This window comes from Polynucleobacter sp. AM-25C3 (assembly GCF_018882335.1).
GTDB lineage: Bacteria > Pseudomonadota > Gammaproteobacteria > Burkholderiales > Burkholderiaceae > Polynucleobacter.
Window position 1 is genome coordinate 1 of the sequence record NZ_JACVOS010000002.1, and the last position, 12,359, is coordinate 12,359.

Annotated in this window: 12 protein-coding genes and 1 pseudogene; 8 read left to right on the top strand and 5 right to left on the bottom strand. The window is 45.8% G+C overall.

What is annotated here, in order from left to right; translation table 11 throughout:
• A pseudogene (locus ICN12_RS01175) lies at positions 1–407 on the top strand (hypothetical protein); the annotation flags it as partial.
• A 68-nt stretch (positions 408–475) separates the two neighbouring features.
• On the opposite strand, the gene ICN12_RS01180 reads toward ICN12_RS01175, so the two are convergent.
• Entirely contained in the window at positions 476–1,057 is a 582-nt protein-coding gene (locus tag ICN12_RS01180) for a hypothetical protein (protein WP_216270245.1), read from the bottom strand.
• A gap of 241 nt (positions 1,058–1,298) precedes the next feature.
• On the opposite strand from ICN12_RS01180, the gene ICN12_RS01185 reads away from it, so the two are divergent.
• The 5 genes from ICN12_RS01185 (at position 1,299) to ICN12_RS01205 (ending at position 6,521) form a co-directional block, all read left to right on the top strand.
• The gene (locus ICN12_RS01185) at positions 1,299–1,682 is read left to right on the top strand and encodes a DUF1924 domain-containing protein (RefSeq protein ID WP_255537633.1); all 384 of its coding nucleotides are present in this window, start codon (positions 1,299–1,301) and stop codon (positions 1,680–1,682) included.
• A gap of 17 nt (positions 1,683–1,699) precedes the next feature.
• Positions 1,700–2,161, top strand: a complete 462-nt coding sequence (locus tag ICN12_RS01190; protein WP_255537634.1) for a diheme cytochrome c — start codon at positions 1,700–1,702, stop codon at positions 2,159–2,161.
• A gap of 8 nt (positions 2,162–2,169) precedes the next feature.
• Positions 2,170–2,832, top strand: coding sequence for a cytochrome b/b6 domain-containing protein (locus tag ICN12_RS01195; protein WP_216270247.1), 663 nt, complete (start codon positions 2,170–2,172; stop codon positions 2,830–2,832).
• A gap of 48 nt (positions 2,833–2,880) precedes the next feature.
• Positions 2,881–4,320, top strand: a complete 1,440-nt coding sequence (locus ICN12_RS01200; protein WP_216270249.1) for a sensor histidine kinase — start codon at positions 2,881–2,883, stop codon at positions 4,318–4,320.
• A 98-nt stretch (positions 4,321–4,418) separates the two neighbouring features.
• Positions 4,419–6,521, top strand: coding sequence for an alkyl/aryl-sulfatase (locus tag ICN12_RS01205; RefSeq protein WP_216270251.1), 2,103 nt, complete (start codon positions 4,419–4,421; stop codon positions 6,519–6,521).
• 79 nt (positions 6,522–6,600) lie between these two features.
• On the opposite strand, the gene ICN12_RS01210 is transcribed toward ICN12_RS01205, so the two are convergent.
• Complete coding sequence (locus ICN12_RS01210; RefSeq protein WP_370624919.1) at positions 6,601–7,815, bottom strand: CaiB/BaiF CoA transferase family protein; 1,215 nt, start codon at positions 7,813–7,815, stop codon at positions 6,601–6,603.
• Between the two features lie 80 nt (positions 7,816–7,895).
• On the opposite strand from ICN12_RS01210, the gene ICN12_RS01215 reads away from it, so the two are divergent.
• On the top strand, positions 7,896–8,894 hold the full coding sequence (locus ICN12_RS01215) for a Bug family tripartite tricarboxylate transporter substrate binding protein (RefSeq protein ID WP_216270254.1): 999 nt from the start codon (positions 7,896–7,898) through the stop codon (positions 8,892–8,894).
• A gap of 73 nt (positions 8,895–8,967) precedes the next feature.
• A complete protein-coding gene (locus ICN12_RS01220; RefSeq protein ID WP_216270256.1) occupies positions 8,968–9,768 on the top strand; it encodes an enoyl-CoA hydratase/isomerase family protein in 801 nt (266 codons plus the stop codon).
• A gap of 28 nt (positions 9,769–9,796) precedes the next feature.
• Here the strand turns inward: ICN12_RS01220 and hemW are convergent, their stop codons facing one another.
• The 3 genes from hemW to rph are packed head-to-tail and all read right to left on the bottom strand — an operon-like array spanning position 9,797 to position 12,320.
• Entirely contained in the window at positions 9,797–10,987 is a 1,191-nt protein-coding gene (gene hemW / locus ICN12_RS01225) for a radical SAM family heme chaperone HemW (RefSeq protein WP_370624920.1), read from the bottom strand.
• Positions 10,980–11,570, bottom strand: a complete 591-nt coding sequence (gene rdgB / locus ICN12_RS01230; RefSeq protein ID WP_216270259.1) for an RdgB/HAM1 family non-canonical purine NTP pyrophosphatase — start codon at positions 11,568–11,570, stop codon at positions 10,980–10,982. The genes hemW and rdgB overlap by 8 nt, the downstream gene beginning before the upstream one ends.
• 18 nt (positions 11,571–11,588) lie before the next feature.
• Complete coding sequence (gene rph / locus ICN12_RS01235; protein ID WP_216270261.1) at positions 11,589–12,320, bottom strand: ribonuclease PH; 732 nt, start codon at positions 12,318–12,320, stop codon at positions 11,589–11,591.
• Positions 12,321–12,359: the final 39 nt, after the last annotated feature.

Genomic DNA, 12,359 nt, shown 5'->3' on the forward strand with positions numbered 1-12,359 from the left:
TCGGCTTGTTTGAGGATGGCCATGATTTGGCTATCGGTAAAGCGGGAGGTTTTCATAGAATTTCCTTTAAATCAAACAACTTAGAAATTCTACTTTTAACTCAGGTTAAGGGGCGGGGGTATTACCATTCTGATGAGTGGATTTTGCGGGGCGAGGCGAGGCGAGGCCCTTATCACTATCTGCTAGATAAAATTCACTATAGATACTGGCTAGCTCAGTCTCAGCAGGCAGGTCTTCGTGCTGATGTAGCACGGCAATTAATTGCCGAAGTTATTGAGATGACTGGGTTTGTCATAAATCAAGTAAGGTCGAGCATTACAGGGCCATTTCCAATGGATGTAGCTGAGTCTATTTTTACGGGAATGGAGATGCAAGTTAAAAAGCTGGCAGCCCAAATTGAATCTTAAAATTAAAAAATCCCAGCAATTTCTTGCTGGGATTTTGTCTTTCTAGGTGCTAGAAGGGCGTTGCTAGATTACTTCTTAGCAGCTGGCGCGCTCACTACAGCAGCAATCGCTTCTGTGTAAACCACTTTAACTTGGTCATTTACAGCAATATCTTTCATCAAGTCAGGATTCTGAACTTTGACTTTGAAGATATTTCCTTGGGGACCTTTTAAGGATACTGTATTTTTAGCAGCGTCAATAGCTTCAACGTTAGCAGTTGCAGTAATGGTGTTGGTGGTGATCATGCCTGGCTTATCGCCTTGTGGGGCAGTTGTAGTGCTTGTAGTAACTTGCTCGCTAGTTGTGCCTGGGTTTTTTACTTTAACCAATTCAATGGCTACAGCTAATTCGTAGACAACGTCAAAACGATCGCCAACTTTGATTTCAGCAAAGTTCTTCACTTCAGGGCCGGCAACGATAGTAGATTCACCATCTTTGTTTTTGAGGGTAACGGTACGAGTTGCAGCATCAATCTTGATTACTTCGCCGTCATAAATGAGGGCGGCTTCTTGAGCAGCTACGCCAGCAATAGGTTCTTTTGGTTTGTTGAGCAAGAAGTAGGCACCGGCTGCAATAGCAGCAAGTAGAACAATAATTAAAAGTTTTTTCATAATGGTATTAATCCTTAATAAATTAAAATGCATCACCTTAAAACGGGCATGCGGTAATTGATAAATGCGCTTGTTTTAGCATTTATGGCGATTGTATTACTCATGCCACTAATCAGAACGAGTTTTGAAGGTGGATAAACATAATGCCCCTTCAATACCTGACTATTCTGCTTATCTATAGGTCTAATATGTCATATTAATGGGTCATACTTAGAGAAACATATAAAAAAGAGGGTTATTTATGTTTCTGAGATTGATAAGCGCATCACTTTTAATGGTGGCGACATTGTCTGCAAGTGCAGCCACGCCATCTGATTTGCTCAAGTCATATGAGGCTGCGTCTGGTAAGGCATCCCCTATTAGAGGCGAGCAGTTTTTTAATGCTAAACACGGCAAGGAGTGGAGTTGTGCCTCTTGCCATGAAAATCCCCCCAATCACGACACTAAACATATTGTTACTGGCAAGGTGATCAAGCCTTTGGCGCCGAGCGCCAATTCTGCACGCTTTACAGATGAAGCTAAGGCAGAGAAATGGTTTAAGCGTAACTGCAATGATGTGCTTGGTAGAGAATGCACTGCTCAAGAAAAAGCAGATGTCCTCTCATGGCTAATGACTGTGAAATGAACCCCATGAAAATGAAAATGAAAAAAACTATATTTATTGCAGCCACTTTAATTTTGGCAAGCTCAACTGCATATGCTGGAAAAATGGCAATGCCTTCCGATGCCCCGGCCTCCTACGATGCCGAATGCGCAAGTTGCCATATGGCCTATCCGCCCGCACTATTGAGTGAAAAAAGTTGGCAAAACGTCATGTCTGGTCTCGCAAAGCATTTCGGAACGGATGCAAGTGTTGATCCTAAGACGCGAGCGGAGATTACCAATTGGCTGGTCAAGAATGCTACTACTCGTCAAAAATACATGGAGACTGCCCCCGAAAATCGCATTACTAAAACTTCTTGGTTTATTCGTAAGCATGATGAGGTGAGGTCGGATGTTTGGAAACGAGCGGGCATCAAGAGTCCAGCCAATTGCAGCGCCTGTCACACAGATGCAGCCAAGGGTAACTTTAGTGAGAGCAACATCAAGATCCCAGCAAAATGAATACACCCATGAACGATACAGTTGGAGCTACCGGCAAATTGAAGCAAGCAATTATGGTGTGGGATATGCCAGTGCGCGTGTTTCATTGGCTACTGGTGATTTGTTTTGCGGGGGCTTGGCTTACTTCAGAGAGTGAGCGACTGCAGATGATTCATTATGCGTTTGGCTACACTTCCTGTCTGCTGATATTGATTCGTTTAGTGTGGGGTGTGATCGGAACACGCTATGCTCGCTTTACCCAGTTCCTCAAAGGCCCTAAAGCTGTTTTAGGTCATTTTATGGCGATGCTGCGCGGTCACCCCCATCACGATGTTGGACATAACCCAGCTGGTGGATTAGTCATGGTTGCACTCATGCTCTTGATTCTTGTGATTGGCGTCTCTGGCTATCTCTCTGTTAAGGAACTTCTAGGCGACTTTGCAGGTGAGATTCATGAATCAGTCGCTAGCTTGGCATTGGGAGTTGTCATTCTGCATATTCTTGCAGCAATAGTGATGAGCCTGATGGAAAAGCAAAATCTAGTGAAGTCCATGGTAGATGGAAAAAAACAGGGCATGCCGGAGCAGGGTATTCGTTATCCGCAGTATCTGCTGGGCGGCCTAATATTGATTACATCACTCTATTTTTTCTACTTAGTCTTAACGGGCGCTTTACCTAGCTTGACCCAGTAAGCGGGGTCAGTAGACTAGCTAGGCGATGATCGTTGTACGATAGCTCCTATGAAGCTACTGATTGCCCTCTATTTTTTTATCCTGGCTACGATTCAGCTGGGTTTGCTATTGGGCATTTATCACTATCACCGCTCTCAAAGTGAGCTGAGGCCCAATCGATACTGGATGGCTTCATTGATGGTGAATGTCATCGCTTTGCTGATCTTCGGTGGTGGCATTCTGGTGATTCAAAGCTTGGAAAAGCCTGACTTTAATTTCACAATAGCGAATTCCTTGTTTTACATCGCTGCTGTTTTTCAGTTGTTGTTTTGCAAATCTCTGATCGACCCAATTAGTAAGCGCTTGCAATATGGCTTCGCACTCTCGGCGATTGTCTTTGTGCCGGTCTTTGAATTTCTTCGTGTTTATGGAAATTATGAGATTCGCACGGCATTTATGTGTGCAATAGCCGTCATATTCTTCTCGTGGCAAATTATGATGCTAAGGCATAAAAGAAGTTCAGAGCCATCCCAGCAGTTAATGTATTTGCAGTATGCAACTGCAGCCGAACTATTCTTAGCATTAGGTCGTCTGGGGGTTTTAGCCTCAATTGGCTTCACCATTAATAAGGTGGAGCAAATTCCACGGTTGTTGATTCTGCTGACGATTGCTCAGTTGGTAATCAATACGCTCTCTTACATTGCGCTAGGCGGCTATTGGGCAGAAAAGGTTGCCCTGGCAAACGCTAAATCGAAGAGCGAAAATATTGAAATTAAGAATCTCCTATCAGAGCGGGAGAGTTTGATAGCTGGGTTGTTAAAGGCTAATAAAACAGCTGCTACCGGAGCCTTATCTGCCTCCATTGCCCATGAACTAAACCAGCCATTGGGCGCTTCGTTTTTAAATATTCAATTTTTGCAAAAGAAGCTTGCGGAAGGAAGTCTAAGCGCTGAGCAGAACCAAGAGATCTTAGCGGCACTACTGTCTGATAACCAAAGAGCGGCCAATATCATTCGCTCACTCAGATCTATCTTTTCAGATGGAAAGATGGGCGCAGAGCAAGTTGAAGTTGGGGTCTTAATTGAATCTGTTCTCAAAATCACTAAGCCTGAAATTCAGTCAAAAAATATCCAGGTTGTTCTCAGACTCTCATCCAGTACATTAATTGATGTTAATCGAGCAGAAATTCAGCAGGTCATCCTGAATTTAATTAACAACGCTACTCAAGCGCTGACCGATTCTCTTGCCAATCCCAAAACTTTGAAAATAGAAAGCTATGATGTCGCTGAGGGGGTTGAAATACTCGTCATCGACAATGGCCTAGGTATTCCTGCTGAGGCTCAATCTCATCTATTTGAATTACTCGCCGGCAGCAATAAAAAGTCGGGTATGGGTTTGGGTTTATGGCTCTGTCAACACATCATCTCTCGTCATGGCGGGTATATTCGTTATGAGGATGCGAGTGGTGGCGGCGCGCAATTCGTTATCTTTTTGCCTTCAGCCCACTAATCGACTATTAGCCTAAGGGCTAATTGCCCAAAACAAGTCATCTCTTTACATTCGTAGAGTACTTGTTGTCCTATTTATATTCAATGCATAGGCTTTTTATGAAAACCAAACTCTCGCTGATCGCTCTATCCATTACTTTGATTGCTGCTAACCCAGTTCTTGCTGCAGGCGGGGGCGGGGTAGTGGTAGATGCTGGTGCAATGCAAGGCAAGCACTTTGACCCCAAGGGCAAAGCCCCCTCTATATTTACGGTGGAACTCCAAAGCGGTTTGCGTAAAACCTTGCCCTTTGAAGACAAGCGCGACTTTGAAGAGTCTCAAAAAGGATTTATTGCGGCGCCTGCCTATAAAACGATTATGGCTGACGCGGGTAACGTTGCTTGGGATATGGGTAGTTATGAATTTCTACTGCAAGGCAAGGACTTTGACAGCGTTCATCCCTCTTTACAGCGTCAAGCCATCTTGAATATGGGTTATGGCCTCTATGAGGTTGTTCCAGGAAAGATCTATCAAGTTCGTGGTTTTGACTTATCGAACATTAGCTTTGTTAAAACCAATACAGGATGGATTGTCTTTGACCCATTAACTTCAAAAGAGACTGCTAGAGCAGCTTTAGAGTTGGTGAATGAGAAGTTGGGCAAGCGCCCAGTAGTCGCGGTGGTGTACTCCCATTCACATGCTGACCACTTTGGCGGTGTTCGCGGGGTAGTGGATGAGGCAGATGTGAAGAGTGGCAAGGTCAAAATTATTGCCCCAGCTGGCTTTATGGATCACGCGGTGGCAGAGAATGTATACGCCGGTAATGCCATGACACGCCGTTTGTATTTCCAGTATGGCGTTTTGTTGCCGCGTAGCCCATTTGGTCACGTTGACCAGTCGATTGGTAAAAATACTGCAGCAGGAAACCTCGGTTTAATTGAGCCAACTATTCTGATTAATGAGCCATTTGAAAAGATGACGGTTGATGGCGTAGAGATGGAGTTCCAAAATACGCCTGGTACAGAAGCTCCAGCGGAGATGAACACTTATTTCCCGCAGATGAAAGCATTCTGGGCTGCAGAAAATATTACTGGCACCATTCACAATATTTATACCTTACGCGGTGCATTAGTGCGTGACGCACTGGCATGGTCTAAGAATATTAACAACGCTTTGTACCGTTATGGTAATGAAGCGCAAGTGATGTTTGCTTCGCATTCTTGGCCGCGTTGGGGTAATGATCGCGTGCAAGAAGTTATGCGCACGCAGCGTGACAGTTATGCCCACTTGAATAACGAAGTTCTCCATTTGGCGAACAATGGCGTGACCATCAATGAAGTGCATAACGTCTACAAACAACCGGAGAGCTTGAAGTCCCAGTGGGCAGCGCATAGCTACCATGGCTCAGAGGAGCACAACAGTCGCGCGGTCATTAATCGTTACTTGGGTTACTGGGATGCTAATCCTGCGACCTTGATTCCTTTATCACCAAAAGATTCTGCGCCGCTGTATGTGGAGATGATGGGTGGCTCAGGAAAAATCATGGCTAAGGGTAGGCAGCTCTATAAACAGGGTAAATATCGTGAAGCAATGGAGATTGTGAATAAATTGGTTTATGCGGAGCCAAACAACACGGCAGCTAAAGATTTGCTAGCGGACATTTTTGAACAAATTGGCTATCAAAAAGAAAGCCCAAGTGTGCGCAATAGCTTCTTGGGTGCTGCATACGAGTTGCGTCACGGCATGCCTTCTGGAGCATCACCAAAGACTAACGGCCCTGACATGATTAAGGCAATGACTACAGAGCTTTGGCTTAACGCCTTGGCTATCAGCATGGATAGTAAAAAAGCGGCTGGCATGAAGTTCAGGATTAATCTCATCACTCCGGATAATGGTGAAAAGTTTGTGGTCGAGATGAGTAACTCTGCGCTGACCAATATCAAGGGCTACCAGGATAAAAATCCAAGCCTAACGATTACCTTGAATCGCAGTGACTTAGAAAAAGTCATGGGTGGTCAAACTACCTTTGAAAAACTACAGGCCGAAGGAAAAGCCAAGTTTGAGGGTGATCGTAAAGCGTTCGAGCAGCTGCGTGGTACCTTAACGACCTTTACTCCAGACTTTGAGTTGATGCCCGGCACTAAAGCTAAAAAAGCTCCAACTTCTACACCAAACAAAGATCCGTTTGAAGCTCCCCCAATCGCCAATTCCGATGGCGCTTAAAGAAAATTAAATAGTAAGTAGGTATTAGAAAAATGGGCTCCAAGGAGCCCATTTGTTTTTCCTGAAACAAGTCAGTAACTCAGACTGCGAAAGCGCCACCATCGGTAAGAGCCTTCAAGTGATCACCAGAAATGCCTAGCTCGTTGAGTACCTCATTGGTATGCTCCCCTAGCAAAGGCGGGTGACGGGAGACCTGCTGGGGCGTGCCCATCATCTTGACGGCAAAGCCAATATTCGGAACTTTGCCTTCAATCGGGTGATCAATTTCCATGCGCATCTTCCGATGCTGTCCATGTTCACTATCAAATGCTTGGGGGTAGGTATTAATTGGTCCCGCCGGAATGCCAGCTGCCAGAAGATGATCAACCCATTCTTTGCTGGTTTTAGTGGCGAAAGTTTTTTCTAATTCAGATGCCAGAATTAATCGATTGGCTAGGCGCAATGGATTGGTCCTAAAAAGAGGGTCTTCGAATAACTCGGGGCGGCCAATTTTTTCACAGAGTAATTTCCAGAGTTTTTGATTGGTGGCACCCATCACAAAGTAGCCATCAGAGGCTTTCATGGCCTGATAGGGGGCGCTCATGTGATTAGCGGTACCCAGCTTGTAGGGTTCGACTCCAGTGCCCCAGTACTGCGCCGTATCCCAAATCGAGAATGCCAATGCGGAATCGAATAGAGAGGCGTCAATAAATTGACCTTCACCTGATTTGGTCTTACCAATGTAAGCCGACAAAATTCCATAGACAGCAAAGAGGGCGCAACCAATATCCGCTACCGGAACACCGGCTTTGACTGGAGGACCATCTGGATAGCCTGTTACGCTCATGACGCCTGACATCGCTTGTGCCATCAAATCAAATCCAGGGCGATCTGCCCAGGGGCCCGTTTGACCAAACCCCGAGATACTGGCGTAGACCAAGCCTGGGTTGATATCTTTGAGTGATGGGTAATCAATACCCAATTTTTTCATGACGCCAGGACGATAGTTTTCAACTAAGATATCTGCGGTTTTAACAAGCTCAAAGAAGACTTTTTTGCCAGCTGCAGTTTTGAGATTGAGGGTCACGCTACGCTTGTTGCGATTCATGTTCAGAAAGCCCATGCTATCTGAACCCTTCATCTTGAATCCCATTGCCCCACGAGTTTGATCTCCGGTGCCAGGAGGCTCGATTTTGATGACATCAGCACCTAGGTCAGCTAAGAGCATGCAGCAGTAGGGTCCAGCCATTACTTGACTCACGTCAAGAACTCTGACGCCAGCCAGTGGTAAAGGCTTGCCGATAGGTGTTTTCATCATTGTCTCAATTGTTTTTATATGTTTAGATTGCAATGCTAATTGATAGCCATAAATATAAAACAAATAATGGAGACCGTATGATCAATCAATCCCCTAAGCGGATTTTGCGTAGATTTGCTTTTTTGGCTTTGGGTATTTGTAGTGCTCTGCCATTCGCTGCAAGTGCGCAACAAGCCTTTCCAACTAAACCGATTCGCTTGATTGTGGGTTTTGCTCCTGGCGGTGGCACTGATATCGTTGCACGCGCAATTGCTCCAAAGATGAGTGAAATCTTGGGTCAAAGCGTCATTATTGAAAATAAGTCTGGCGCTGCAGGCACTATTGGCGCAGACCTAGTTGCCAAATCTAATCCGGACGGATGCACCTTACTCATGGGGCATTCCAACTCCAATGCGATTTCTCCATTTGTATTAAAGAACGTACCTTACAACCCAGCAACAGACTTCACCCCCATTACTTATTTGGGTTATGTGCCTAACGTGTTAGTTGTTAAATCCTCGCTTCCAGTTAACTCAGTAGCGCAATTGATTTCCTTAGCTAAGCAGAACCCGGGGCAGATGACTTATGGTTCATCTGGTATTGGCAGTACACAGCATTTAGCAGGGGCCTTGTTCTCTAAGATTGCTGGTGTAGAAATGAATCACGTTCCTTATAAGGGAAGCGGTCAGGCGATTGTGGATTTATTGGGCGGTCAAATCACAATGAACTTTGATACCTTGCCACCAAACCTACAGCAGATTCGTCAGGGCAACCTAAAGGCTTTAGCAATCTCCACTCCGAAGCGTTTGTCACTGCTTCCTAACGTGCCTACATTCAATGAAGTGGGCATTGTTGGCTTTGATGTCACCAATTGGTATTCTGTCATGGGTCCAAAAGGCATGGATCCTACTGTAGTCAATAGGATCGATCAAGCAGTCAAGGCAGCGACTAACGATCCAGAGATTAAGAAAACATTGGATGCTCAAGGCTTGCAGCCAGAAGGCCCAGCAACGCCAGCAGCCTTCAGTCTTTTCTTGGCAGGCGAGTTAGCAAAGTATCAACGCTTGGTAAAGAGCTTGAATATCAAGTCTGAATAATTTCTAGAATCAGCTTATTCAGTTATAGTATTTAGCAACCCTCTCTCTTGAATGAGGGAGGGTTTTTTATTTCATGACAACAGATAATCTCAATCCAGAGCAACTTGCTGAAGTCCGCTTAGAACTTCGCAATGGCATTGCCTATATTACCTTTGACCATGTTGCCGCTCGCAATGCGATGACGGTGGGGATGTATCAAAGCCTCAAAACCATTTGTGAAGATTTGACTAGCAGTTCTGCAGCACGTGTTGCTATCTTGCGTGGCGCTGGTGGCAAGTCCTTTGTGTCGGGAAGTGACATCGCTCAGTTTGCGGGCTTTCAGAATGGCGATGATGGGATTCGTTATGAAGAGGGAATTGATCGCTATCTCGCCCCATTGGCGATGTTACCCATTCCAACCATTGCAGTGATTGATGGTATGGCCGTCGGCGGAGGCCTTGCGATTGCCAGTTGCTGCGATTTTCGAATCTCCACACCCGATGCCCGCTTTGGAGTACCCATTGCTAAAACATTAGGAAATTGTTTGTCCGCTAGTAATGTGGCTTGGCTCGTGACGCATCTAGGTGTCACTATTGTTAAGCGGATGCTGTTATTGGCCGAGCTTGTAACTGCACCTGATCTACTTAAACAAGGCTATCTCTTGGCTACTTATCCTGCGGAATCTCTTGAGAGTGAAGCAAATGGGTTGGCGGAAAGATTAATGAAGCTTGCACCTATCACACAGAAATCTACCAAACAAACCTTAGCAAGAATCATAAAAAATAACTTACCGGATTGCAATGACTTAATTCGGGAATGCTATGGCAGTAATGATTTTAAGAGTGGGGTTACTGCCTTCTTGGATGGGAAGCCACCCATTTGGACTGGAAAGTAATCCAAGTCTCTTAGAAAATTCCTAGAGCTTACAAAAACATCTCTTGTAAATTATTGAGATAGCGCAAACCCTGTTCGGTTGCTTTGAGTTTGTTGGGGTTTGGATCTAGCAAACCTTTCTTACTCGCCTCATCCAATCCCTTTGACACGACGTTCAGTGGTAAGCCGGTGCGCTCACTAAAAGTAACGGTATCTACGCCATCAGTCAGGCGCAAGGCATTGAGCATGAATTCAAAAGGAAGATCCTTGGCGGGAATCTCTCTGGCTTCTATCAAGGCATTACCTTTGTTTTCCATTGCCTGCATATAGGTTTCTGGATGGCGCTCTCTCACTTGGCGAGTAATTTTGTCTGGAAAGGAAATCTTTCCATGAGCGCCTGCTCCAATGCCGATGTAATCACCAAAGCGCCAGTAATTGAGATTGTGTTTGCACTCTTGACCTTTCTTGGCATACGCAGAAACTTCATAGCGCCGATAACCCGCTGCCTCTAGAAGTGCTAAGTTTTGCTCAAAGATCGCATCAATTTCATCTTCGTTTGGCAGCTTGGGAGGAAAGTTGGCAAAGTAGGTGTTGGGCTCTAACGTTAAGTTATAGAAAGAGAGGTGCGGCGTCTTGAAAGAGAGGGCAGTTTCAATATCGGCCTTTGCAGCTTCTAAAGTTTGATTTGGTAATCCGAACATTAAATCAAGATTGACAGATTTAAAGTGTTGCAGGGCAATCTCAATCGCGCGCTTTGCTTCATCACCGTTATGAATTCTCCCCAAGGCTTTGAGTTGCTCATCTTGAAAACTCTGAATACCTAAAGAGACCCGATTGATTCCTGCTTTAGCAAAGCCAGCCAATTTTTCTGTCTCGACTGAGCCAGGATTCGCCTCCATGGTGATCTCGCAATCAGGCTCTAAGTTCACGCGTGCCCGAATGGCAGAGACCAATTCATTCATCCCATTAGCTGATAGCAAGCTAGGTGTACCACCACCAATAAAGATGCTGTGTACTTGGCGACCCCAAACGCGGGGCAATTCTGTTTCTAGATCAGCAATGAGTGCCTTGATATAACGCGCCTCATCAAATGCTTGATTACCTTCTTTGATCTGATGCGAATTAAAGTCGCAGTAAGGACACTTCTTTTCGCACCACGGAAAGTGGATGTACAAAGATAGTGGGGGAAGCGCGCTCAATTTTGGCGCAGTCGCCAAAATAGGATTGAGGGTATTAAGCACGGTTTTGGAGTTGTGCGATGAGTTCACGCAAGGCTTGACCGCGATGGCTGATGAGGTTTTTCTCAGAAGGCTCTAATTCAGCGGCGGTGTTGCCTAGCTCAGGTAAAAAGAAATGGGGGTCATAACCAAAGCCGTGAGAACCTTTAGCCTCATCCATGATCTGGCCATACCAACGGGTTTGCACAATCAGAGGTTCTGGATCATTCGCGCTATTGACCATCACCAGTGCGCAAACATAATGCGCTCCACGATCGGTCTTACCTTGGAGTGCTGTAATCAGTTTTTGATTGTTAGCAGCACTATCTCCATCGACACCTGCATAACGAGCTGAGTAGACGCCTGGTGCACCACCTAATGCATGAGCACAAATTCCAGAGTCATCGGCAAGTGCGGGTAGGCCACTCACGGCGCTGGCATGACGCGCCTTGGCAAGGGCGTTCTCAACAAAAGTGTGATGCGGCTCTTCCGTGGATGGAATGCCTAATTCACCTTGAGGGATCACCTGAAAATGAAAAGGCGCCAAAAGTTCCTGAAATTCGCGAACCTTGCCCGCATTGTTGGAGGCGAGAACGAGCTTTTGCACAATCTACCTTTTATCTTTTTATTTAAACGCTTCTTTTTGTAATTGGGTTAAATCACGAATACCTTCTTCAGCAAGATCTATCAATGCATTTAATTCAGCGCGGGAGAAAGCGGCGCCTTCAGCGGTGCCTTGTACTTCAATCATGCCGCCTTTGCCCGTCATGACGACATTCATATCGGTATCGCAAGAAGAGTCTTCCGGGTAATCTAAGTCGAGCACTGGGACACCTTGATAGATGCCAACTGAAATAGCAGCAACGCTATCGATGATGGGGTCTGCTTTGAGTGCGCCGCTTTCAAGAAGAGTGTTAATCGCATCACGTGCTGCAACATAGGCGCCAGTAATGGATGCAGTTCTAGTTCCCCCATCTGCTTGCAAGACATCACAATCTAAGTGGATTGTTCTTTCGCCCAATACTTTCAGGTCAAAGACGCTGCGCATTGCACGACCGATCAAGCGCTGAATTTCTTGTGTGCGACCGGATTGTTTGCCGCGAGCAGCTTCGCGATCACTGCGGGTATGAGTAGAGCGGGGGAGCATGCCGTATTCCGCAGTAACCCAGCCTTCCCCTGAGCCTTTTTTGTGGGGAGGCACCTTTTCCAAAACGCTGGCAGTGCAGAGCACCTTAGTATCGCCAAAGGCAATCAGGACTGAGCCTTCTGCATGCTTGGTAAAGGCGCGGCTGATGCTAACAGGGCGTAACTGGGTTGGGGTGCGGCCACTAGGGCGGTTGCAATTAGAGCTACTCATCTGGTTTGATCCTGAATTGGTCATAAAGGGTTGGGTGGA